Raw genomic sequence first — 21,869 nt, forward strand, 5'->3', positions numbered from 1 at the left:
AGAGAAAAAACGTGACTTTGGGGGCTGTTGCGCGTACATTGACTGGAATGTGATGTCGTTCACTTCCCTTGGAGCCGTTTATGCCGAGGGACGTCACCGCAATTGGGGAAAGGTCTCTCGCACATGTACCAGATGCAACACGTTGATTCCTTCGAAGCCTGGAAGTCGCTCGTGTCCAGTGCCTTCGTTCCGCTGCATTCGGAACCGGTGCGTGCGGGATCCTTTGCCGGCAGCATCGCCGGCAGCCAATTCGGCTCTGTGGGCGTCATGCAGGTCGAGGCCACTGCCCACGCGGTGCGCCGCACAGAAAACCTGCTGGCCGCAGGCGACGCGCCGCACTTCAAGCTCAACCTGCAGTTCAGTGGGCATGGAATCCTGCTGCAGGACGGTCGGGAAACCCTGCTGCGGCCCGGCGAACTGGCCATCTACGACACGCAGCGCCCCTACACGCTGATGTTCGAGGAGGACTTCAAGACCCTCGTCCTCATGTTTCCCCAGCACCAGCTGGGACTGCCCGTGGCCCAAATCCGGGAGATGACGGCCACTGCCATCGGAACAGAACATCCCCTGGGTCGGGCGGTCACGCCATTCCTGGGGCAACTGGCGGGCCTGCTTCCGCAGCTTCGGGATCCCGTGGGGCATCGGCTGGCCGCCAATGCCATTGACCTGTTGGGCACCTTGCTCGCGGCCGAACTCCACGACCACGACGACTCGGCAGCCGACGGTCATCACCGACAGCTCCTGGCAATACAGGCCTACATCAACGAGCATCTCGCCGATCCCGAATTGTGCCCGGGATCCATTGCCGAGTCCCATTTCGTCTCCTTGCGCAGCCTGCACAAGATTTTCGCCGAGTCGGGACACACCGTCGCCGAATGGATTCGCACCCGAAGGCTCGAGCAATGCCGACGAGACCTGGGAGATTCCCTTCAACGCCACGTCCCCGTGGGAGTGGTTGGCTCCCGCTGGGGTTTTCCCGATGCAGCGCATTTCAGCAGGGTCTTTCGCGTGGCGTACGGGCTCTCGCCCTCGGCGTTTAGGGACCAAGCCTAAGTTTCGACACGATAGCCGGGCCGGGCCCGAGGGCAAGATTGCACTGTTTGCCAAGGAGCGCTCACGCAAAGCCAAGCGCCGGCACCTGCCTGGAAAGCAAGCTGGTAGGAAAGACGCTTCAAGGAGGAACTTCCCATGGCAGCATCCATCGAATCACAAATTACCGAGGCCCCGGGCCTGGGCAAACGCACGCTCGGGGTGCCCGCACTGATCTTCATGATCATTGCCGCATCAGCGCCACTGACCGTGGTGGCAGGCGGGGTCACCAGCGACTATGCCGTGAGCGGGGTGCTCGGGGTCCCGCTGTCATTCCTGGTGCTCGGTGTGGTGTTGCTGGTCTTTGCCGTGGGGTACACGGCCATGAGTCGGCACGTGCAGAACGCAGGCGCCTTCTACGCCTACGTGGCCCGGGGCCTGGGCAAGCCCGCCGGAATCGGCGCCTCGTGGGTCGCACTGATCAGCTACAACGCCATGCAGATCGGCATCTACGGACTTTTCGGCTTCGCGTTGTCCTCCTTCCTGGCCGGATCGTTCGGGCTGTCCGCCTCGTGGTGGCTCTGCGCCCTGGCCGGCTGGGTGCTGGTGGGCATCTTCGGGGTGAGCCGGGTCGATCTCTCGGCCAAGGTGCTGGGCGTCATCGTCGCCTGCGAGTTCCTCGTCGTCGTGGTCTACGACGTGCTGGCGCTGAAGGTGGCGCCCGAGGGCATCTCGGGGGCCTCCCTTGAGCCGGGCAACCTCTTCACCGCCGGGGTCGGCGCGGCTCTCTCCTTCAGCATTGCCGGATTCATGGGTTTCGAATCCGGGGCCATCTACGGCGAAGAAGTCAAGGACCCGGCACGGACCCCGCGCCGGGCCACGCTCATCGCCGTGGCCATCATCGCCGTTTTCTACGCCTTCTCCTCCTGGTCGATGGCCGTGGGCGAAGGCCATACCAAGGTCATTGACGCCTCACGCGAAATGGGGCCGGACCTCGTGTTCGCGTTCCTCGCCGGGCACACCCCGGGATGGTTCGTCGACCTGGGCAACCTGCTGTTTATCACCAGCCTGCTCGCCGCGCTGATCGCGTTCCACAACGTGGTGGCCCGCTACCTGTTCTCCCTGGGACGCGAAGGTGTCATGCCCGCGGCGCTGGGCAGGACCAACGCCCGGACCCATGCCCCGGTCGCCGGCTCGCTGACCCAGTCCGTCCTTGCCCTGCTGGTGTTGCTGGTCTTCACCGTGGCGGGGGCCGGACAGGATGCCATGTTCCCGGTGCTCACGTTGTTCACCTGGCTGACCAACACCGGCGCCTTCGGGCTGGTCATGCTCATGACGCTGACCTCCTTCGCCGTCATCGGATACTTCCGCGCCGAGCCGCACGGGCTCGGCAGGTGGACCGCCCTCGTGGCGCCGCTGCTGGCCGGCCTTGCCCTGGCCGCCCTCTTTGCCGCGATCGTGGCCAACTTCGACGTGCTGATCGGTTCGGAGGAGGCAGGCGTGCTCGGCTGGCTGCTGCCGGCCCTGGTCGTCGTCCCGGGCGTCTTGGGCTGCCTGTGGGGCATGCGGCTTCGCCGGACGCGGCCCGGGATCTACGCACGCATCGGACGCGGCGGGGACACGGACCAAGGCGCATAGACCGACATCGCGGGGCCCGGGAGCCCCGGCAAGACTTCATCACAAACTCACTTTTGGAACCAACGACAGGAGCAGGACCCATGGGTACCGACACCACAACAATTGCCAGCTACGCCACCGCGGACGAGCTGCTTGCCGCGATCCAGCCGGCCACCGGGGGACGCGAAATCCTCGACCCGGCCACCGGCGGGCCGGTGGGCCGCGCACCCGAGCACGAGGTCGCGGACCTCGAGGCCGCCATCGCCGCGGCCCACGCGGCACAACCGGAATGGGACGCGCTGGGCCACGCGGCACGCCGCGCCCTGCTGAACCGGGCCGCCGACGCCATCGAGGCAAGCGCCGAGGCGCTGGCCCAGCTGCTCTCGCGCGAGCAGGGCAAGCCGCTCAACGGCCCGAACGCCCGCTTCGAGGTCGGGGGCGCGGCGGCCTGGCTGCGCGCCGCAGCCGCGTTCGACCTCGAGGCCGAGGTGCTCGTCGACGACGGAACCACCTACGCGGAGATGCACTACCGCCCCTTCGGCGTGGTCGGTGCCATCGGCCCGTGGAACTGGCCGATGATGATCTCGGTCTGGCAGCTGGCCCCGGCCCTGCGCATGGGCAACACCGTGGTGATGAAGCCCAGTGAATACACCCCGCTGAGTGTGCTGGCCCTGGGCCACGTCATCAATCAGGTGCTCCCGTCCGGCGTGCTGCACGTGGTCGCCGGCGGCCGCGACGTCGGCCAGCTGCTGAGCACCCATAAGGACATCGACAAGGTTATGTTCACCGGATCCACCGCCACCGGGAAGGCCATCATCCGGTCCTCGGCCGACACCGTGAAGCGCCTGACCCTTGAACTGGGCGGCAACGACGCCGGCATCGTGCTGCCCGACGTGGACCCCAAGGCCATTGCCGAGAACCTGTTCTGGGGCGCCTTCATCAACACCGGCCAGACCTGCGCCGCGCTCAAGCGCCTCTACGTGCACAAGGACATCTACGAGGAGGTCTGCCAGGCGTTGACCGAGGTCGCGAGGAACATGCCGATGGGCGTTGGGCTGGACGAGGCCAACGTGCTGGGCCCGTTGCAGAACAAGGCCCAGTACGACATCGTCGCCAACCTGGTCCGCCAGGCCACCGACTCCGGCGCGCGCGTGCTGATCGGGGCGAACCCGCAGGCGGAGCAGCCGGGCTACTTCTACCCGAGCACGCTGGTCGCCGACATCGCCACCGACAACCCCCTGGTCGTCGAGGAGCAGTTCGGCCCGGTCCTGCCGATCGTCAAGGTCGACTCGATCGAGCAGGCGGTCCAGCTGGCCAACGCCCTGGACGTCGGGCTGGGCGCCTCGGTGTGGTCCGCCGACCGCGCCGCGGCGCGCGAGGTGGCGGCACGCCTGCAGGCCGGCACCGTGTGGATCAACAGCCACGGCGGCGTGGATCCGCGGATCCCGTTTGGCGGTGCCAAGTCCTCGGGTTACGGCGTCGAATTCGGCGTTGACGGGCTCAAGGCCCTGGGCCAGCCACAGGTGATCAACGGCTAGGTTCGTCCACCGACGGGGTCGGGACAGGGGGTGCTTCAGCCCGGCGGGAGCACTCCCTGCCCCGGCCCTTTTTTGCGTCCACACCGCCACTATCGAGGCAGTATCTGCCGGTGGCTAGTCGACCTTGGCGCGCTGCGCCTTGGCCTGCTCGGCGAGGATGTTCTCGGCAATGCCCTTGAGCTCCGGGGCATAGGCGGTGAGGCTGCTGTCGTCCCGGGACACCCACCATTTCCCGCACAGGTGGGTGGTCAGGTTTTCCTGGCCGGTGGGCCACCAGTCTGCGGACAGCAGTGGCGTTTGGTACTGGGATTCCACTCGCCCGGCGATCTCCTGCATGGGGGCGGGGTCCTCCAGCTCCAGCCCCTCGGCCAGCTCCGCCATGGTGGGCTTGCCCGTTTCCGCGATGGCCACGCAGCCCGGGGGCAGCGCCCCGGCGTGGTCCATGCGCAGGATGCGTTCGTTCCCCGTGGTCCGCACGATTTCCTTGATGTTCGTGGCCTCGTCGGGGACCCAGGCCGGCAGCACCTGCTGTTCCTTGCCTTCGGCGCCGGTGGCGAATTCGTGGCCGGTGCTCTTGTCGTACGTGGACTCGATGCCCAGGGCGCTGCAACCGGACAGTGCCAGGCCCGCCAGGATGGTGGCCGAGGCCAGCAGCAGGGCCTTGGGGCGTATGGACGTCGATGGCCGGGGATGTGCTGTCAGTGTCATGCCTCCAGACTATTTACCGAATAGCGGCCGCACATCGGAACACGGGTGCAGCTTCCGGGCATCCATCTGGGACCGCAGGTGGAGGCCGGGGCGCAGACCACGGGCCGAAGGTACCGGTCACGTGCTCCCTAGCGAAGTTCGAGGGAGTGATCCACTGCGTGCCGGGGATCCAAAGCGAACGCCGGATCCCGCAAAACCGGAGTACCCACGGCGTCGAAGGACACCTCGATCCCCGTGGCTGCCAGGCCTTTGCCGTCCTTCAGGTCGACCGTGGCCCACGACCCGTTCCAACTTGTCATCACCACATCGGTGACGGCGTATCGGTTTTCGACGTTTGCCACGAGATTATTGGCCGATTGCTTCCACCCGAGCCCGAAGACACCAGCGCACACCAAGGCGGCAATGATCCCCGCGGCGGCAACCCCGGATTCGACCCCGATGTCCCGGCGGCGCGCGAAGGTCCGGAGGTTCTCGGTGTCGCGACGGAATTTACGCCGGCGGAAGTATGCGTGGATCGCCAGGGGCACGGCAAACACCGCCAGGATCACTGCGGCGGCAAGGTAGAGCTGTGGCGTTGCGAAATCGACCGGCTGGTTCATGGTCGAAGCCTAGCCAAGGGAACGGAACCTCCGCATCGCCCGAAAGGCGTATCTGGCGTGGGCGGCTCCATTCCGCGCGACGATGCCATAGGCTCTGTCAAACAGGAGCGGAAACCGGGAATCCCGCAGCGGGCGCCGGAAAACCATGAAGGGGGAGACCCATGGGGAACAACAGGCATAAGCCGGCGCTGAAACTCTTCGCCTTGTTGTGCCTTGGCAGCCTGTTGCCGGGATGCACGACCCTCACCGATGACCTGGCGGATCCTTCCGAGTCGCTGCAACAGACGGCACCTCTGCCGGTTCAACCCGAAGTGGCCAGCGAATGGGAATCGATCCAATACGTCGATGTCGCGACAGGGGAACCACTGCTGAAACCCGGGGACGGCGAGGAAGAGGTTTTCCGGATGATTGGCACGGGATCCGCCCGAGGCGGAACCAGGGGTGCGGAAGCCGCCGGCAATGCCTTGGACCAAGGCGAAACGATTGTCTACTGGACATGCCGGGGCACCGGGCCAATCAGCATCACGTTGACCGATGGCACCGGGTTCGCCTCGGCTTGCGAGGACTTGGAGCCGGATCAAGTCAGCCGAAACAGCTACGCGAGCGAAGCGCGCGAGGAACTGCACGTGTCAGTCGAGGCCGGGCCCGAAGCGACCTGGCAGGTGCTTGTCACCCAGGCCGCCGGCTAGCTGCCAGCCAAGGGGCAGGACCCAAACCAACGGTGGCCGGGTCCCGGGGAAATCACCCCGAACCCGGCCACCGCCTGCTCCTGTCTTTGAGCCGGCTAGGCGTCCACGTACCCGTCGGCGACCGACAGTGCCGTATCCAGCATGGCCAGGCCCGCGCGCAGGTCCTCGTCGCCGATGTTCAGCGGCGGAACCACGTGGATGCGGTTGAAGTTCACGAACGGCAGCATGCCGGCCTTCTTCAGCGCACCGGTCACCGCGGCCATGGCCGGCGAGGAACCGCCATAGGGCGCCATCGGCTCCCGGGTCTCGCGGTTGGTGACAAGCTCCACGGCCCAGAAACAGCCGGTTCCGCGGACATCGCCCACGGAGGGGTGCCTGGCCTTCAGCTCGTCCAGGGCCGGGCCGATGATGTCCTCGCCGAGGCGGGCGGCGTTCTCCACCATCCCCTCTTCCTTCATGGCGTTGATGGTTGCCACGGCGGCGGCGGAGGCCAGCGGGTGTCCGGAGTAGGTCAAGCCGCCCGGGTAGGCGCGGTCGCGGAAGGTTTCGAAGATGGCATCGGAGATCGCCACGCCGCCCAGCGGCACGTAGCCGGAGTTCACGCCCTTGGCGAAGGTGAGCAGGTCGGGCTCCACGTTCCAGTGGTTCACGGCGAACCACTTGCCGGCGCGGCCGAAGCCGGCCATGACCTCGTCGGCAATGAAGACGATGCCGTACTTGCGGGTCAATGTCCGCACCCCCTCCATGTAGCCCGCCGGCGGCACGTAGATGCCGCAGCTGCCCGGGATCGACTCCAGGACCAGGGCGCCGATGGTGCCAGGGCCCTCGAGGATGATGGTGTCCTCCAGGTGGCGCAGGGCGCGCTGCGTCTCCTCGGCCTCCGTGGTGGAGTTGAAGTAGGAGCGGTACGGGTAGGCGGGGAAGAAGTGCACGACCCCGTCGGTGGCGTTGTCCGATGCCACGCGGCGTGGGTCGCCGGTGACGTTCACTGCCAGGTGCGTGCCGCCGTGGTAGCTGCGGTACGCGGCCAGGACCTTGTGCTTGCCGGTATGCAGGCGGGCCATGCGGATGGCGTGCTCGTTGGCGTCGGCGCCGCCGTTGGTGAAGAAGATGCGGTTCAGGTCCCCGGGGGTCAGCTCGGCGATCAGGCGTGCGGCCTCGGAGCGTGCGTCGTTGACGTACTGCGGGGCGATGGTGCAGATCTGCGCCGCCTGGTCCTGGATCGCCGCGACGACCTTCGGGTGCTGGTGGCCGATGTTGGTGTTGACCAGCTGCGAGGAGAAGTCCAGCAACTTATTGCCCGCCCCGTCCCAGACCCAGGAACCCGCGGTCTTCAGGATGGTCATCGGGTCGAACTGGCCCTGTGCCTGCCAGGAATGGAAGACGTGCGCGCGGTCCAGTTCGTGGGCGCGGGCGCCCGCTGCGATCTGCCCTGCGGCGATGGTTTCGGTGCTCACATCGATGCTCATGGTGTGTTTGCCCTTTCTGGCGGTACGTCGAGCCTAGGCGTTCTGCGGGAAGCCGAGGTTCAGGCCGCCGTGGCTGGGGTCCAGCCAGCGAGAGGTGACGACCTTGCCGCGGGTGAAGAACTGGATGCCCTCCGCGCCGTAGGCGTGGGTGTCCCCGAAGAGCGAGTTCTTCCAGCCGCCGAAGGAGTAGTAGGCCATCGGGACCGGAATGGGCACGTTGATTCCCACCATACCGACCTGGATCTCGTTCTCGAAGCGGCGGGCGGCGCCCCCGTCGTTGGTGAAGATCGCGGTGCCGTTGCCGAAGGGGTTGGCATTGATGGTCTCGATGCCTTCCTCGAAGGAATTCACGCGGAGAACGGAGAGCACCGGGCCGAAGATCTCGTCGGTGTAGATCGACATGTCGCGGGTGACGTTGTCAAAGAGGGTCGGGTTCAGGAAGAAGCCCTCGCCCTCGGCATCCGGGTTCACCTTGCGCCCGTCGAGCACCATGGTCGCCCCCGCGGCCTCGCCCGCGTCGATGTACCCGGCAACCTTGTCGCGGTGTGCGGCGGTGACCAGCGGGCCCATGTCGCAGCCGCGGGTTCCGTCGCCCACGCGCAGCGTGGCGGTGCGGTCGGCGATCTTGGCGACCAGTTCGTCGGCGATCGAGTCGACGGCGACGATCGCCGAAATGGCCATGCAGCGCTCGCCGGCCGCGCCGAAGCCCGCATTGACCGCGGCGTCGGCCGCCAGGTCAAGGTCGGCATCCGGGAGCACCAGCATGTGGTTCTTGGCCCCGCCCAGGGCCTGGACGCGCTTGCCGTGTGCGGTGCCGGTGGCGTAGACATACTGGGCGATCGGGGTCGAGCCCACGAAGGAAACCGAGGCAACGCGCGGGTCGGTCAGCAGGGCGTCAACTGATTCCTTGTCGCCGTGGACCACGTTGAACACGCCGTCGGGAAGCCCTGCTTCCTTCCAGAGCTCGGCCATCCACTGGGCGGCGGTCGGGTCCTTCTCGCTGGGCTTGAGCACCACGGTGTTGCCGGCGGCGATGGCGATGGGGAAGAACCACATGGGCACCATGGCCGGGAAATTGAAGGGGGAGATGATGGCCGAGACGCCCAGTGGCTGGCGGATCGAGTGGACGTCGATCTTGGTGGAGGCGTTCTCCGTGTAGCCGCCCTTGACCAGGTGCGGGATGCCGCAGGCGTACTCGACGACCTCCTGGCCGCGGGAGATCTCGCCCATGGCGTCGTCAAGCACCTTGCCGTGCTCGGCGGTGATGATGGCGGCCAGCTCGGCCTTGCGCTTGTTCAGCAGTTCGCGGTAGTTGAACAGGATCTGCGAGCGTCGGGTCAACGAGGTGTCGCGCCAGGCGGGGAACGCCGCGTGGGCCACGGCGATCGCCTCGCCGGTGGTTTCAGCGGAGGCAAGGGCCACGCGCGAGGAGACCTTGCCGGTGGCGGGATTGGTGATGTCGGCAAAGCGGGAATCGGCGGGGACTTCCAGAGTGGTTCCGTCAATCCAGTGGGAGAGAGTCTGCATGGTGCGGGGTCCTTTCAGGATGGTGTAAATCCGGTATTGAGTCCATTGTGTCGTCCGGGACACACGGGGGATATGGGCAACCTGTCAACTCTTTGTGTAAAAGCAATACACTTTGTCCATGAGTGCCGCCGCCAGCCATCAGAAGCCCGCCGTTTCCGGGACCCTGGGCATTGCCCGGGTCCTTGAATTGCCTGCCGTTGCCGCGGGGGAACCCGAGGTGCTGGGAGGCGCGGACCTGCTGGGCAACCCGGTGCGCTGGGTGCACGTGGCCGAAACGCCCGACCTGGCCGAATTGCTCTCCGGCGGGGAATTGGTGTTGACCACGGGAATGGCCTTCGGGGAGGCCGGGGCGGGGGTCGCCGGGTTCCTGGCACAGGTGCGGGCCGCGGGGGCCTCCGGGCTCATCGTCGAATTGGTTGCCGGGGCGGACCGGGAGCGCGGCGCCTCGATCGCCGCCCTGCGCCGGCTGGCGGGGCAGGCAGGTTTCCCGGTGATCCTGCTGCACAAGCGCGTGCGCTTTGTCGAGATCACCGAGGTGGTGCACCGGATGCTGGTCTCGGACCAGCTTGCCGCGCTGGAACGCTCCCGAACGATCCACGAGGTCTTCACCGCGCTGAGCCTGCAGAATGCGACCGAGGAAGGGATCGTGGCACGGGCCGCCGAACTCATCGGGGCGCCGGTGGTGCTGGAGGACGTGGCCCACCTGGTCCTGGGCTTCGATGCGGGCCCGGAACCCGACGCGGAGCTGCTTGCGCACTGGCCGGAGCGCTCGCGCAGGGTCGGGTACCTGGAAAGCACGGGGCGCGGGGCGGGGGAGGAGAGCTGGCTGCAGACGCCCGTCGGGATCCAGGGCCAGCGCTGGGGCCGGCTGGTGGTCCCCGGCGAACTGGCCGACGACGAGGACGCCACCATGGTCCTTGAGCGCGCGGGGCAGACGCTGTCCATTGCCCGTCTGGCCGGACGGGACCAAAAGGAATTGCTGCACCAGGCCCGGGCGGGGCTGCTGCACGAACTGCGCCAGCAGCACGCCCTGGGGGAGGGCGAGGTGTTGATCCGCGCCGGCGCCCTGGGGCTGGGCGAAGCCCCGCACTACGTCCCGGTGGTGTTCCGGCTGGATGTCCGCGCCGGGCAAACACCGACGGGGGTGCAGCTGCGCGAGCGCGCGTTGCTGGATGCGCTCAATGCCGTGGTGGAATCGGCCAGGGCCACAGCACTGGCCGCCAGCCTGCAAAGCGGCCAGATCGGGATGGTGCTGGGCGTGGGTGCCAGGCAGCTGGAGGAGCCCCTGCTGGAGCGGATCTGCAGGCAGCTTGCCCAGGGCCAGGGGTCGGTTGACTGGTCGGTGGGTGTGGGAAGGGGGCGAAAAAACGTGAAGGATGCCGCCCATGGATTGGAGGAAGCGGTCCAGGTGGCCGAGACCGTGGCAACCTTCGACACCCGCGCGCGGCCCTTCTACCGCTTTGCCGACGTGCGGCTGCGCGGACTGCTCGCGTTGATGCACGAGGACGCGCGGCTGAGGTCCTTTGCCGAGGCCGAGCTGGCCGGAATCCTGGACCCGCTCGACGAACCCGCACTTGAGCTGCTCGGCCTCTACCTCAAGCACGGCGGCAACAAGTCGGCCCTGGCCCGCACCGGGTTCCTGAGCCGGCCGGCGCTCTACGCGCGGCTCGAAAAACTCGAGGACAAGCTTGGGGTCAGCCTGGATGACGCCGAGTCGCGAACCTCCCTGCACGTTGCCTTGCTGTGGAGAGATCTGGGCCGCCGCCACTAGGCGGGTGGAAACCCAAAACTAATCGCGAGCCGGCAGGCTGCGCGGGTCGATGTCGCCGGGGTCGTGGCAGCGGCCCAGCGCCCGGATGATCGTGTCGAGTTCGCCGGCGGGCAGGGCCTTGAGGATTGCGCGGTGCTCGCTCGCGATGGCGGCCTGGTGTTCCGGCCCCAACTGGTAGGCGCGGGTGATCCGCCGCTGGATCGGGTGTGCCCAGATGCTGCCCAGGGTCTCGCGTAGGTACTCGTTGGGACAGGGCTCGATGAGCTTGAGGTGGAATTCCTTCCCCAGCCGGAATTGCTCTTCGGCGTCGGTGGGGTCCAAGGTCTCGAATTCGTCGATCAGGGCCCTGAGCCTTACCAGCTGGGCCGGGGTGTGTTTGCCCAGGGCCTGGGTCAGTGCCAGCTGTTCCAGGTGGTAGCGCACCTCGAAGACGTTGCGCACGTCCTGGGTGGTGAGGTCGTTGACCACGTAGCCGCTTCCGGGCACCAGCGTGGCAAGGCCCTCCATGGCGACCTGGGCCAGCGCATCGCGCACGGGGGTGCGGGAGACGCCATATTGCGCGGCGACCTGTTCCTGGACGAGCGCGGTTCCGGGCTTCAGCGTGCCATTGACGATCTCGGAGGCGATTTGTTCGTGGACCCGCACCGCCAGAGGCCGTGCGTCGTGGACTCCCGTAGCCATGCGTCTCCCTGAGTATCTTCCTTCGCGGTTCCCAGCAGTCTAGCGTGCGGTTTTCGCTGTTCGGCGCGGGATGGTGGCGCGGGTCACAAAAAACCCTTGACCCATCTGTATCCACTGTATACGGTGAATACAATTCACAGCGTTCCACCTCCCGACAAAGGAAAAAACATGTATGTCCTGAACACCTGGTACGTGGCGGCCTGGAGCAGCGAGGTCGACCGCAAGCCGGTCAAGCGCGTGATCTGCGAGCAGCCGCTCGTGCTCTTCCGCACCCAGAACGGCACCCCCGTGGCCCTGGCCGACCGTTGCGCCCACCGCGCTTTCCCGCTCTCGGAAGGCCGCACCGTCGGGGACTCCATCGAATGCGGATACCACGGCTTCACCTACGGCGCGGACGGGATGTGCACCAAGGTCCCGGCGCAGAGCACCATTCCCGATCGCGCCAAGGTCCGCAAGTACCCGCTGGTGGAAAAGGACGGCTGGATCTGGGCCTGGATGGGGGATGCTGACCTGGCCGACCCCGCGGACGTGCCGGACACGCACTGGATGACCGACCCCGGGTGGGCCACCGTCACCCATTCTTTCCACTTCAAGTGCCGCGCCGGGCTGATCCACGACAACCTGCTGGACTTGACCCACGAATCGTTCCTGCACCAGACCACCGTGGGCGACGACTACATCTACGAGCACGGCATCACCGTGGAGGTCGAGGGGTCGGTGGTCAGCGTCGACCGGCTGATGCCCTCGGTTGCGGCCCCGCCGCTGTACGCCGACACCATGGACGCGCGCGGGCTCTTCGACCGTTTCCACTGCACCGAGTTCTTCGTCCCCAACCTGCACGTGCTGCACTCCGGGATCACCGGGGAGGGCAAGCCGCGCGCCGAGGGCTACCTGATCAAGGTGCTCAACGGCATCACCCCCATCGACGAGCACAACTCCTGGTACTACTACGCCTTCAGTCGCAACTTCGCGCTCGACGACGCGCAGGCGACCGAGGACCTGCGGGTGGGCCTGAACACCGTGCTGCAGGAGGACGCCGATGCACTGGAAGCCCAGGAGATCGGCATGCAGTCCCGCCCGCCTGGCGAATTCGACGTGCTCATCGCCCAGGACGGCGGCGTGGCCAAGGCCCGGCGCATCCAGTCCACGCTGATCAAGCGCGAGCAGGCCGCCGCCGCGGACCGGCCCGTCGCCGGCGCAAGGGCCTAGCCGCCATGTGGATGCTGGTGCGCAAGGATTCGCTGGACGACTACTGGGAGGCCGGACAGGGGCAACGCACCCTGGCTGCCTGCCCGGATACCGACGAACGTGGGGACCCCTGGCGCTGGACCGCGCGGCTGGCCGAGGATGCGTCCGGACCCGAGGTGCTCATTGACGCGGACCCCGACTACATCGGGGTGCAGACCTCCGTGTACGCCGATGGGCACACCGGGGTCGTCGAACGCCCCGCCGGGCACCAGATGGTGGTGACCTCGCTGCACGGACAGGTGCTCATCTCCGCGGTCGACGGGCCCTGGGAACGCTGGCTGAACCCCGGCGACGTGTTCATCGTGGAGGGGGAGGAGAACGAATCGCTGCGTCTCTCGCTCACGGCCCCCGACGCACGGGTCTCGGTCACGATGCTCGCCCCGCGCCGCGCCGCGGCCCTCCGGTGGGTCCCGTGAGCGCCGGGACGGCGCCGGCGCGCCGGCTCGTGCCGGTCGCCGCGTCCTTCACCGGGATCGATTTCTCCGCAGCCGGCAAACAACTGGGCTACGGGCACGTGGTGCATTCGGACAACGTGCACGACGGGTCGGTCATCCCGGTGCCCGTTGCCGTGATTTCCTCGGGACCCGGGCCGGTGGCACTGCTGGTTGCCGGCACCCACGGGGACGAATACGAGGGGCAGGTCCTGGCCCATGAGCTGATCCGCGAACTGGATCCCGCCCGGCTGTCGGGCACCGTGATCATTGTCCCGGCGGCCAATTCCCCGGCCGTGCGCGGCGCCGCCCGCGTCTCGCCCATCGACGCCGGGAACCTGAACCGCAGCTACCCGGGCCGCGCCGACGGCGGGCCCACCGAGCAGGTTGCCGCGCTGATTGCCGGTGCCCTGTTGCCGCGCGCCGACTTCGTCATCGACATGCACTCGGGCGGATCGAACTCGACCTACCTGCCCTGCGCATTCATCTACCGCGGACCGGACGAGGAATTGTGGGGTGCGAAGCTGCGCACCGCCCGGCTGCTGGGACTGCCCTACGTCATGGTGGTGGCCCCGATGCTCGAGCCGGGCTCGCTGTCCAGCGCCGGGGACCTGGCCGGGATCCCGACCATCTCCACCGAGCTTTCCGGGGCCGGGACCGTTGACCGGCATGCACTGGAGGCCATGCGCCGCGGCATGCCGCGGCTCCTGGCCGACCTGGGGATCCTGCAGGAGGACACTGCCGGCCCGGCCCACGCCGAACCGCAGTGGCTGGAGCTGGTGCCCGAGTCCCCGGTGACCTCCACCGCCGCCGGGCTCTTCGAACCGCTGGTCGACCTGGGCCAGACGGTGCGCGCCGGGCAGCCGGTGGCGCGGGTGCACTTCATCGACGAACTGGACCGCGCGCCGCGCCCCTTCCATGCCCGCGTCGACGGGGTGGTCGCGATCATGCGCCGACCCACGCTGGTGGCCCCGGGCACCCACCTGCTCCACATTGCACCGCTGCTTGATTCCCCCGCATCGTAACCACTCCCGTTCTCCCACCTAGCCCGGTGCCACTCGCGGCCCGGACACCACCGAAGAAGGACAGATTATGATCTCGCACCGCACCTCCCGTTTCCTGGTCGGCGGCATGCTCCTTGCCCTTGCCGCCACCGGTTGCACCACCGTCTCCCAGGCCGAGACGACGCAGGGCCCCGGAGCCCCGGCATCCGGATCCGCGGCCACCACCGCATTGGTCGTCAACGAGGACGCCCGCGCCCTGCTCCCGGCGGACATCCGGGAGTCGGGGGTGCTGCGCATTGCCTCGGACCCCACCTACCCGCCGTTCGAGTTCTACGACACCGACAACAAGACCCTGATCGGGTGGGACGCCGACATGGGCGATGCCATCGGTGCGGTGCTGGGCCTGAAGGTCGAGCACGTCCCGGCAACCTTCGACACCATCCTGCCCGGCCTGGCCTCGGGCAAGTACGACCTGGGCATGTCCACCTTCAGCGTCACCGCCGAGCGCCGCAAGGCCGTGGATTTCGTGCCATACCTGCAGGGCGGCACCGGGCTGGCCGTGGCGCCGGGCAACCCCGAGAAGCTGAGCGTGGACGCGGCAACCCTGTGCGGCAAGGCGGTCGCCGCGCAGAAGGGATCGATCCAGTCCCTGGACATCCTGCCGGCGTTCTCCAAGAAATGCACCGAGGCCGGCAGCCCGGCCATTGACATGCAGTTCTTCCCCACGCAGAACGACGCGAACCTCGCGCTGACCTCCGGCCGGGTCCAGGGGGTCATGGCCGACTCGGTGTCGCTGGCCTACCAGGGCAAGCTGGCCGGCGGGAAGTTTGAGGTCGCGCAGGGCCCGGACTACGAGCCGGAACTGACCGGCACGGCGCTGGGCAAAAAGAGCGGGCTGCTTCCTGCCATCCAGGCCGCCACGACCGCGGTGCTTGAATCCCCGACCTACCAGGAGATCAACACCAAGTGGGGGCTGCCGGCCAGCACCGAGATCACCTCCGCAGACGTCGTGCTGAAGTAGCGATGGGGACCACGCGATGACACTCATGACCGAACCCAAGAAGACCTCCCCGGCCACCGACGAGTACAGCATCGTCAAGGCGCGGCACCCGGGGCGCTGGATTTCCGCCGCCGTGATCGTGTTCCTGGGATTGCTGCTTGCCCGCTCCGTGGTCACCAACCCGAATTTCGGGTGGGAGACCGTGGGGATGTACATCCGCGACGTCTCCATCGTGCGCGGCATCGGCATCACCCTTGAACTGACCGCCATCTGCATGCTTATCGGCATCGTGCTGGGCGTGGTGCTGGCCGTCATGCGGATCTCGGCGAACCCGGTGGTGCGCACCGCGGCCTTCGCCTACGTGAACTTCTTCCGCGGCACCCCGGTGCTGGTCCAGTTGCTCTTTTGGTACAACCTGGCCGCGCTCTATCCCTCGATCACCTTTGGCATCCCCGGGGTGGACCTGGACGCCAACCGGATCATCACGCCGCTGACCGCGGCGATCCTGGGGCTGGGGCTGAACCAGGCGGCGTACATGTCCGAGATCGTGCGTGCCGGCATCCTGTCGGTGGAGCACGGCCAGTCCGAGGCGGCCGGGGCGCTGGGCATCAACCGGCTGCAGACCATGCGGCGGATCATCCTGCCGCAGGCCATGCGCGTGATCATCCCGCCCACCGGCAACGAGACCATCGGGATGCTCAAGACCACGGCCCTGGTCTCGGTCATCTCGGTGCCCGAGCTGCTGTACTCCGCGCAGATCATCTACGCGCGCAATTTCGAGACCATCCCGCTGCTGATGGTCGCCAGCATCTGGTACATCGTGGTCACCTCGATCCTGAGCATCGGGCAGTACTACCTGGAACGCCACTATGCCAAGGGCGGGCAGCGCAGCCTGCCGGCGACCCCGTGGCAACAACTCAAACGCTTCGTGCGGGTCCACGACCCGCTGACCGGCAAGGGAGCCAAGAAATGAGTGCGACCATCCTGGAAACCGGCGCCACCGCCACGGCACCCGGGCCAATGATCAAGGCCGATGCGATCCGCAAGAACTACGGCCGGCTGGAGGTGCTCAAGGGCATCGACCTGCGGGTGGAGCGCGGGGAGGTGGTGTGCCTGATCGGGCCCTCCGGGTCGGGGAAGTCAACGCTGCTGCGCTGCATCAACCACCTGGAAACGATCGAGGGCGGGCGGATGTGGGTAGACGGGTCGGTCATGGGCTACGACCTGAGGGGCACCAAGCTGCACGAACAGCCGCACGCGAAGATCTGCCGCAGCCGGGTGGAGATCGGGATGGTGTTCCAGCACTTCAACCTGTTCCCGCACATGAGCGTGCTGGAGAACCTGATCGAGGCCCCGCGCCTGGTGCTGAAGGAGAAGCGCTCGACCGCTACGGCGCGGGCCCTTGCCCTGCTCGAATCGGTGGGACTGGCAGACAAGGCCAAGGCCTACCCGCGGCAGCTTTCCGGCGGCCAACAGCAGCGCGTGGCGATTGCCCGGGCGCTGTGCATGCGGCCGAAGGTCATGCTCTTCGACGAACCGACCTCCGCCCTGGACCCCGAGCTGGTCGGCGAGGTGCTCAAGGTCATGAAGGACCTGGCGGCCACCGGCATGACCATGGTCGTGGTGACCCACGAGATGAACTTCGCCCGGGACGTCGCGGACCGGGTGGTGTTCATGGACGACGGCCACGTCGTGGAGCAGGGCCCGGCCCAGGACGTCATCGGCAATCCGCAGCACGAACGCACCCGCGCCTTCCTGGCCTCGGTCCTCTGACCCATCAACCCATCCATTCACCACGCATCTTCGAAAGGGCACACACCGATGTCGACCCTGGAATTCTTTGAAACCGAAGTCCACCGCATCAGCAGCGAGTCCGACGGCGTCCTGTCCCTCGAGCTGCGGCACCCGCTGGGGCGGGAACTGCCCGAGTGGAGTGCCGGGGCGCACCTGGACGTGCTGCTGCCCAACGGGTTGATCCGGCAGTATTCCCTCTGCTCGGATCCCGGCAAGCGGGATTCGTGGCGCCTGGCGGTGCTGCGCGAACCGGCCGGGCGCGGCGGATCGGCCTACGTGCACGACGAATTGCGCCCCGGGACCAAAATCCAGGTGCGCGGGCCCAAAAACAACTTCGCGCTGGCACCGGCACCGCAATACGTGTTCCTGGCCGGCGGCATCGGCATCACCCCGATCATGCCCATGGTGCGGGCCGCAGCCGCGGCGGGCGTGCCCTGGAAGCTGGTGTACCTGGGCCGCAGCCGACGGAACATGGCCTTCCTCGAGGAGCTGGCGGTCCACGGGGACAAGGTGCACATCCATGCCGACGACGAGAGCGGCTTCTACCCGCTGGCCGAATTGCTGGCCGACAGGTCCGCGGACTTCCATCTGTACACCTGCGGGCCAGGTCCGCTGCTGAAGGTGATCGAATCCCTGGCCCGGTCCTGGCAGGACCCGTCCCGCCTGCACTTCGAGCGATTTGCCGCGGACCCCGAGGCGGCGGGCGCGGCCGCGGCGGCGCACCAGGGCGACCACGAATTCACGGTGCAGGGCACCGACGGAACGGAGGTCAGCGTGCCGGTGGGGGTCAGCATCCTGCAGGCCCTGGAGGAAGCAGGCATGAGCCCGCTGAACTCCTGCCGCGAGGGGATCTGCGGCACCTGCGAGACGCCTGTCGTTTCAGGGGAGGTCGACCACCGCGATTCCCTGCTCTCGGACGAGGAACGCGATGCCGGGGACACCATGATGATTTGCGTCTCGCGGTGCAAGGGCAAGCGACTGGTGCTCGATCTGGGCTAGGCGCCGTACGGGCGCCGCCGGTCCGGCAACGTCTGGGTGGACCACGGGGCAATCCACTCGCCTGTACCCTCCGAAGGATCCAGTACGCCTGCCTCCAACCATTTGAAGTCCCCGGCCAGCACCTTCCTTGCCAGCTTCCTGTCGGTCTTGTCGCTATTGGCCCACAGGTCCCGGAACAGGGTTTCGCAGCGGTGCCGGGACTGTTCGCAGAACGCCAGGGCCAGCAGCTCGGCCGAGGCCGCGTTCGCCGGGTCCCGCGTGCGCATCAGCTCGACCCGCGAGATGCAGGCCGCCATGGCAAAGAGCTCGGCCCCCAGGTCGACGACCCTGCCCAGGAACGCCTGGTGCTGTTCCATGCCGGCCTGCCACTTGGCCATGCCGGCGAAGGTGTGCCGGGCCAGGCGGCGCGAGGCCCGCTCGATGTAGCGCAGGTGCCTGGCCAGCCGCCCGTGCTGCGCGTAGGAGTTGGGAAGCAGCCCCGAGCCCACGGCCAGGCTCGGCAGCCACTTGGCATAGAAACCGGAAGCACCCATGGCCGCCTTGGCCTTGGATTGCAGGTCCGAGTCCCTGTCGGCCAGGGCGCCGGCCGCCTTGAGGTGCGCGTCCACCGCCTCGCGGGCGATGAGCAGGTGCATGATCTCGGTGGAGCCCTCGAAGATGCGGTTGATGCGCAGGTCCCGCAGTGCCTGCTCCACGGGGACCGCGCGTTCCCCGCGGGCCCGCTGCGAGGCGGCGGTCTCGTAGCCGCGTCCGCCGCGGATCTGCAGCAGCTCGTCGGCGATCTTGTAGGAGACCTCCGAGGAGAAGAGCTTGGCCAGCGCTGCCTCGATGCGCACGTCCTTCATCCCGGCGTCGGCCAGCGCGGCCGAGAGTTCGAACACCGATTCCAGGGCGAAGGTGCTTGCGGCGATGTAGGCGATCTTCTTGCCGACCGCCTCGTGCTCCCCGACTGGCCTGCCCCACTGGATGCGGGCGTTTGACCATTCGCGCGCGATTTTCAGCGACCACTTGCCGGCCCCGGCGCACATCGCCGGAATGGAAAGGCGTCCGGTGTTCAGGGTGCTCAGGGCGATCTTCAGCCCGGCGCCCTCCTTGCCCAGACGGTTCGCGGCCGGGACCCTGACGTCATGGAACCGGGTGACACCGTTTTCGATGCCGCGCAGCCCCATGAAGGCGTTGCGGTTTTCCACGACGATGCCGGGGGAATCTGCTTCCACGATGAAGGCGCTGATGCCGCCGCGGGACCTGCTTCCGTCTGGCAGTTGGCCGGCGGGGACGGCCGCCATGACCACCAGCAGTTCGGCCACGACCCCGTTGGTGGTCCAAAGCTTGGCACCGTTGATGAGGTAGCTTTGTCCGTCGTCGGCGAGGGTGGCGGTGGTGCCCAGTCGCGCGGGGTCCGAGCCCACGTCGTTTTCGGTCAGCAGGAAGGCGGAAATTGCCCCTGCCGCGCACCGGGGAAGGAAGGCCCGTTTTTGTTCCTCGGTGCCGAACATCTTCACCGGCTCGGGTACCCCGATGGATTGGTGGGCCGAGAGCAGGGCGCCAAGGCTTGGACTCAGGGTGCCCAAGAGCATCAGCGCCCGGCCGTAGTCGGCCAGGTCAAGCCCGAGTCCTCCGTATTGCACCGGGATCTTCATGCCAAAGGCGCCCACCTCGCGCAGGGCCTTGATGTAGTCGTCCGGGATCCGGGACTCGCGTTCAATGACGCCCGGGTCGAAGTCCTTGATGGCCGTTCGCAGGGCGGCCATGAAGGCAGTGCCGCGAGCTGCCGCCTCGGGGTCGGGTTGCGGGTGCGGGTGGATCAGGCTCCAGTCGAAGTCACCCATGTACAGGCCCTTGGCGAAGCTGGGCCGCTCCCATTGTTGCTCGCGTGCGGCCTCGGCCACCTCGCGTGCGGCCTTCTCGTCGACGCGTTCACCGGATTGCTTTTCATCAATGCTCATGGCGACTCCCCATTCAAAAACCGATGGGCCTGCCATGCGGACTCCCAGGCCCTGACGTATTGGTGCCAGCCTAGCCGCGGGCATCGGTTGCCGATAGGGGGCGTGCGCCGGGGTGCGTGGCGTGGCTAGTCCTGGCGGGGATCGAGCCTCACGCAGCAATGGTGTTGGTTCGTGGGCGGGTCAAGGCAGACGCGGTACGGCGCTTCGGCCCCGTCGACCACCGCCGTGAGCAGCTCGAGGTTCATGAAACACACGGTGTCCCTGTGGTTGGCGGAGAGCTGGTGGAACGGGCAGTCGAGTAGCTCGACCGAGCCGTCCATGCGGACCTCAGGCCGGTATCCGTGATCCTCCAGCACCTGCGTCAGCGAACCGATGCGGGTGCCGATGGCCTTGCCTGCCTCGCGTGCCACCTCGGCCAGGACCGGCGCGACCGGCCGGCCTTCGGCCCCGGCCCTTTCGATGGCCCTGGCCATCAGGTCCGCGGCCAGGGCGTATTCGCGGTGCGGCACGCTTGCCGCCACGTCCAGGTGCGCGGCCGCGTAGAGCTTCGCCGGCCGCCCGGAACCCGGGCCGCCTTTTCCCTTGAGCCGGCGAAATTGCACGGCGAGCAGGCCCTGGTCGGCCAACTTGTCCAGCTGGAAGGCCACGGTATTGCGGGGCAACCCGAGCACGGAAGCGCACTCGTCACGTCCCACTGCCGCCTCGCTGGTGCGCACGAATTCATACACTGCCTTGCGCACCGGATCGGCCAATGCTGCCACGGCGGCCAGCCCTTGATCCCCTGGTGGAAACTTCATGACTCCAGTGTAAATCTAAAGTTAGCAACTGTTGACTTAGAGCCCGCGACGTTTCTAAAATTAGGCATCATCACTTTAGAAAGAGGGGCCGAGACCATGGCCACGCACACCGTGGGTGCTGCAACCGAACGCAGCGCCAAGCTCAATCACCAAGCGTTCGTGCTCTTGCGAACCATTTTCACCGTTGCGCCGATTGTTTTCGGGCTCGACAAGTTCACCAACCTGCTCACCGACTGGACGCAGTATCTGGCGCCCCTGGCCACGGACATCATCCCGGTCAGCCCGGAGGTGTTCATGTACGTGGTCGGCGTCGTGGAGATCGCCGCCGGCGTCCTGGTCGCGCTGCGCCCCAAGATCGGGTCGCTGGTCGTCGCGCTCTGGCTCCTGGGCATCATCGTGAACCTGCTGGTGCTGCCGGGATTCTTCGATGTCGCCCTGCGCGACTTCGGGTTGTTGGTCGGGGCCCTGGCCCTGAACCGGCTCGCCACGGCACGGGGAGCCTAGCGTCATTTCGCTGGGCCCGGTCGCTTCGGCAGGACCACGTGGCCGGTGCCGTGCATGGATTCCCACCATTCGCGGCGCCGGCCATCTGCGCGTTCAGTGCGCCGGCGTCGCGCGGGGTGCCGGTTGTCCGGCCCTGTCCGGGATGGCAGGATGGGCCGAGAACGCCCGCGCTACATCTCCGGCCCAAGTACTAAGGACACAACATGACCGTGACGCGACCTGCCGCAGTGGCCAACCTCCAGATCGACAACGAACGCGTGCGCGTCACCGAATGGCGTTTCGCCCCCGGAACCGAAACCGGGTGGCACGTCCATCCCACTGACTATGTCGTGGTCCCGATGACCACCGGGGAGCTCGGCCTGGAAACGAGGGACGGGGTGGCGGTCAACTCCCTGCAGGAAGGTGTTTCCTACACCCGCGTTGCCGGCAGCGAGCACAACGTCTTCAACGACGGGGCATCGGAGTTCGTGTTCGTGGAGATCGAGCTCAAATAGCAGGGTTACCGCCGCGATCCGGCG

Annotated in this window: 21 protein-coding genes; 14 read left to right on the forward strand and 7 right to left on the reverse strand. The window is 67.3% G+C overall.

Going from position 1 to position 21,869, the window contains the following annotated elements:
• Positions 1 to 123: 123 nt before the first annotated feature.
• The 3 genes from KRR55_RS15650 (at position 124) to KRR55_RS15660 (ending at position 4,184) form a co-directional block, all read left to right on the forward strand.
• On the forward strand, positions 124 to 1,053 hold the full coding sequence (locus KRR55_RS15650) for an AraC-like ligand-binding domain-containing protein (RefSeq protein ID WP_217390054.1): 930 nt from the start codon (positions 124 to 126) through the stop codon (positions 1,051 to 1,053).
• Positions 1,054 to 1,188: 135 nt separating this feature from the next.
• A complete protein-coding gene (locus KRR55_RS15655) occupies positions 1,189 to 2,667 on the forward strand; it encodes an APC family permease (RefSeq protein WP_217390055.1) in 1,479 nt (492 codons plus the stop codon).
• Positions 2,668 to 2,747: 80 nt separating this feature from the next.
• Complete coding sequence (locus KRR55_RS15660; RefSeq protein WP_217390056.1) at positions 2,748 to 4,184, forward strand: aldehyde dehydrogenase family protein; 1,437 nt, start codon at positions 2,748 to 2,750, stop codon at positions 4,182 to 4,184.
• 114 nt (positions 4,185 to 4,298) lie between these two features.
• Here KRR55_RS15660 and KRR55_RS15665 read toward each other — a convergent pair whose 3' ends face one another.
• Complete coding sequence (locus KRR55_RS15665) at positions 4,299 to 4,892, reverse strand: YgdI/YgdR family lipoprotein (RefSeq protein WP_217390057.1); 594 nt, start codon at positions 4,890 to 4,892, stop codon at positions 4,299 to 4,301.
• A gap of 128 nt (positions 4,893 to 5,020) precedes the next feature.
• Entirely contained in the window at positions 5,021 to 5,491 is a 471-nt protein-coding gene (locus KRR55_RS15670) for a hypothetical protein (protein WP_217390058.1), read from the reverse strand.
• A gap of 161 nt (positions 5,492 to 5,652) precedes the next feature.
• Between KRR55_RS15670 and KRR55_RS15675 the strand changes: the two genes are divergently transcribed.
• Positions 5,653 to 6,180, forward strand: a complete 528-nt coding sequence (locus KRR55_RS15675; protein WP_217390059.1) for a hypothetical protein — start codon at positions 5,653 to 5,655, stop codon at positions 6,178 to 6,180.
• A 95-nt stretch (positions 6,181 to 6,275) separates the two neighbouring features.
• On the opposite strand, the gene KRR55_RS15680 is transcribed toward KRR55_RS15675, so the two are convergent.
• Together KRR55_RS15680 and KRR55_RS15685 are read right to left on the reverse strand one after the other, a co-directional pair.
• Complete coding sequence (locus KRR55_RS15680; protein ID WP_217390060.1) at positions 6,276 to 7,649, reverse strand: aspartate aminotransferase family protein; 1,374 nt, start codon at positions 7,647 to 7,649, stop codon at positions 6,276 to 6,278.
• Positions 7,650 to 7,682: 33 nt separating this feature from the next.
• On the reverse strand, positions 7,683 to 9,176 hold the full coding sequence (locus KRR55_RS15685) for a CoA-acylating methylmalonate-semialdehyde dehydrogenase (protein ID WP_217390061.1): 1,494 nt from the start codon (positions 9,174 to 9,176) through the stop codon (positions 7,683 to 7,685).
• A 118-nt stretch (positions 9,177 to 9,294) separates the two neighbouring features.
• Here KRR55_RS15685 and KRR55_RS15690 point away from each other — a divergent pair, with 118 nt between their 5' ends.
• Positions 9,295 to 10,947, forward strand: coding sequence for a PucR family transcriptional regulator (locus tag KRR55_RS15690; RefSeq protein ID WP_217390062.1), 1,653 nt, complete (start codon positions 9,295 to 9,297; stop codon positions 10,945 to 10,947).
• A gap of 18 nt (positions 10,948 to 10,965) precedes the next feature.
• Here the strand turns inward: KRR55_RS15690 and KRR55_RS15695 are convergent, their stop codons facing one another.
• The gene (locus KRR55_RS15695) at positions 10,966 to 11,628 is read right to left on the reverse strand and encodes a GntR family transcriptional regulator (protein ID WP_217390063.1); all 663 of its coding nucleotides are present in this window, start codon (positions 11,626 to 11,628) and stop codon (positions 10,966 to 10,968) included.
• Between the two features lie 168 nt (positions 11,629 to 11,796).
• Here KRR55_RS15695 and KRR55_RS15700 point away from each other — a divergent pair, with 168 nt between their 5' ends.
• The 7 genes from KRR55_RS15700 to KRR55_RS15730 all read left to right on the forward strand — a co-directional run bounded on the left by KRR55_RS15700 (position 11,797) and on the right by KRR55_RS15730 (position 18,104).
• Entirely contained in the window at positions 11,797 to 12,837 is a 1,041-nt protein-coding gene (locus KRR55_RS15700; protein ID WP_217390064.1) for a Rieske 2Fe-2S domain-containing protein, read from the forward strand.
• Positions 12,838 to 12,842: 5 nt separating this feature from the next.
• The gene (locus tag KRR55_RS15705) at positions 12,843 to 13,292 is read left to right on the forward strand and encodes a hypothetical protein (protein WP_217390065.1); all 450 of its coding nucleotides are present in this window, start codon (positions 12,843 to 12,845) and stop codon (positions 13,290 to 13,292) included.
• Complete coding sequence (locus KRR55_RS15710; RefSeq protein WP_336245141.1) at positions 13,289 to 14,332, forward strand: succinylglutamate desuccinylase/aspartoacylase family protein; 1,044 nt, start codon at positions 13,289 to 13,291, stop codon at positions 14,330 to 14,332. Before KRR55_RS15705 ends, KRR55_RS15710 begins: the two co-directional genes overlap by 4 nt.
• Positions 14,333 to 14,399: 67 nt before the next feature.
• Positions 14,400 to 15,332, forward strand: coding sequence for an ABC transporter substrate-binding protein (locus KRR55_RS15715; RefSeq protein ID WP_217390066.1), 933 nt, complete (start codon positions 14,400 to 14,402; stop codon positions 15,330 to 15,332).
• A 16-nt stretch (positions 15,333 to 15,348) separates the two neighbouring features.
• Entirely contained in the window at positions 15,349 to 16,284 is a 936-nt protein-coding gene (locus KRR55_RS15720; RefSeq protein ID WP_217390068.1) for an amino acid ABC transporter permease, read from the forward strand.
• Entirely contained in the window at positions 16,281 to 17,084 is an 804-nt protein-coding gene (locus tag KRR55_RS15725) for an amino acid ABC transporter ATP-binding protein (RefSeq protein ID WP_269468896.1), read from the forward strand. The genes KRR55_RS15720 and KRR55_RS15725 overlap by 4 nt, the downstream gene beginning before the upstream one ends.
• Positions 17,085 to 17,132: 48 nt before the next feature.
• Complete coding sequence (locus KRR55_RS15730) at positions 17,133 to 18,104, forward strand: PDR/VanB family oxidoreductase (protein WP_217390070.1); 972 nt, start codon at positions 17,133 to 17,135, stop codon at positions 18,102 to 18,104.
• Here KRR55_RS15730 and KRR55_RS15735 read toward each other — a convergent pair.
• Complete coding sequence (locus tag KRR55_RS15735) at positions 18,101 to 20,050, reverse strand: acyl-CoA dehydrogenase family protein (RefSeq protein ID WP_217390072.1); 1,950 nt, start codon at positions 20,048 to 20,050, stop codon at positions 18,101 to 18,103. The two genes, KRR55_RS15730 and KRR55_RS15735, sit on opposite strands and share 4 nt — an antisense overlap.
• A 125-nt stretch (positions 20,051 to 20,175) precedes the next feature.
• Positions 20,176 to 20,847 (reverse strand): helix-turn-helix transcriptional regulator, encoded by a 672-nt coding sequence (locus KRR55_RS15740; RefSeq protein ID WP_217390074.1) that lies wholly within the window; start codon positions 20,845 to 20,847, stop codon positions 20,176 to 20,178.
• 96 nt (positions 20,848 to 20,943) lie between these two features.
• Between KRR55_RS15740 and KRR55_RS15745 the strand changes: the two genes are divergently transcribed.
• Together KRR55_RS15745 and KRR55_RS15750 are read left to right on the forward strand one after the other, a co-directional pair.
• Entirely contained in the window at positions 20,944 to 21,351 is a 408-nt protein-coding gene (locus tag KRR55_RS15745) for a DoxX family membrane protein (RefSeq protein ID WP_217390076.1), read from the forward strand.
• A 203-nt stretch (positions 21,352 to 21,554) separates the two neighbouring features.
• On the forward strand, positions 21,555 to 21,845 hold the full coding sequence (locus KRR55_RS15750; RefSeq protein ID WP_254456288.1) for a cupin domain-containing protein: 291 nt from the start codon (positions 21,555 to 21,557) through the stop codon (positions 21,843 to 21,845).
• Positions 21,846 to 21,869 lie beyond the last annotated feature (24 nt).

Origin of the sequence: Paeniglutamicibacter quisquiliarum (assembly GCF_019084045.1) — a bacterium.
Taxonomy (GTDB): domain Bacteria; phylum Actinomycetota; class Actinomycetes; order Actinomycetales; family Micrococcaceae; genus Paeniglutamicibacter; species Paeniglutamicibacter quisquiliarum.

Excerpts from the sequence above, each read along its gene's own strand:
- KRR55_RS15650 (WP_217390054.1), top strand. The coding sequence starts at position 124 with ATGTACCAGATGCAACACGTTGATTCCTTCGAAGCCTGGAAGTCGCTC.
- KRR55_RS15655 (WP_217390055.1), top strand. The coding sequence starts at position 1,189 with ATGGCAGCATCCATCGAATCACAAATTACCGAGGCCCCGGGCCTGGGC.
- KRR55_RS15660 (WP_217390056.1), top strand. The coding sequence starts at position 2,748 with ATGGGTACCGACACCACAACAATTGCCAGCTACGCCACCGCGGACGAG.
- KRR55_RS15665 (WP_217390057.1), bottom strand. The coding sequence starts at position 4,892 with ATGACACTGACAGCACATCCCCGGCCATCGACGTCCATACGCCCCAAG.
- KRR55_RS15670 (WP_217390058.1), bottom strand. The coding sequence starts at position 5,491 with ATGAACCAGCCGGTCGATTTCGCAACGCCACAGCTCTACCTTGCCGCC.
- KRR55_RS15675 (WP_217390059.1), top strand. The coding sequence starts at position 5,653 with ATGGGGAACAACAGGCATAAGCCGGCGCTGAAACTCTTCGCCTTGTTG.
- KRR55_RS15680 (WP_217390060.1), bottom strand. The coding sequence starts at position 7,649 with ATGAGCATCGATGTGAGCACCGAAACCATCGCCGCAGGGCAGATCGCA.
- KRR55_RS15685 (WP_217390061.1), bottom strand. The coding sequence starts at position 9,176 with ATGCAGACTCTCTCCCACTGGATTGACGGAACCACTCTGGAAGTCCCC.
- KRR55_RS15690 (WP_217390062.1), top strand. The coding sequence starts at position 9,295 with ATGAGTGCCGCCGCCAGCCATCAGAAGCCCGCCGTTTCCGGGACCCTG.
- KRR55_RS15695 (WP_217390063.1), bottom strand. The coding sequence starts at position 11,628 with ATGGCTACGGGAGTCCACGACGCACGGCCTCTGGCGGTGCGGGTCCAC.
- KRR55_RS15700 (WP_217390064.1), top strand. The coding sequence starts at position 11,797 with ATGTATGTCCTGAACACCTGGTACGTGGCGGCCTGGAGCAGCGAGGTC.
- KRR55_RS15705 (WP_217390065.1), top strand. The coding sequence starts at position 12,843 with ATGTGGATGCTGGTGCGCAAGGATTCGCTGGACGACTACTGGGAGGCC.
- KRR55_RS15715 (WP_217390066.1), top strand. The coding sequence starts at position 14,400 with ATGATCTCGCACCGCACCTCCCGTTTCCTGGTCGGCGGCATGCTCCTT.
- KRR55_RS15720 (WP_217390068.1), top strand. The coding sequence starts at position 15,349 with ATGACACTCATGACCGAACCCAAGAAGACCTCCCCGGCCACCGACGAG.
- KRR55_RS15725 (WP_269468896.1), top strand. The coding sequence starts at position 16,281 with ATGAGTGCGACCATCCTGGAAACCGGCGCCACCGCCACGGCACCCGGG.
- KRR55_RS15730 (WP_217390070.1), top strand. The coding sequence starts at position 17,133 with ATGTCGACCCTGGAATTCTTTGAAACCGAAGTCCACCGCATCAGCAGC.
- KRR55_RS15735 (WP_217390072.1), bottom strand. The coding sequence starts at position 20,050 with ATGAGCATTGATGAAAAGCAATCCGGTGAACGCGTCGACGAGAAGGCC.
- KRR55_RS15740 (WP_217390074.1), bottom strand. The coding sequence starts at position 20,847 with ATGAAGTTTCCACCAGGGGATCAAGGGCTGGCCGCCGTGGCAGCATTG.
- KRR55_RS15745 (WP_217390076.1), top strand. The coding sequence starts at position 20,944 with ATGGCCACGCACACCGTGGGTGCTGCAACCGAACGCAGCGCCAAGCTC.
- KRR55_RS15750 (WP_254456288.1), top strand. The coding sequence starts at position 21,555 with ATGACCGTGACGCGACCTGCCGCAGTGGCCAACCTCCAGATCGACAAC.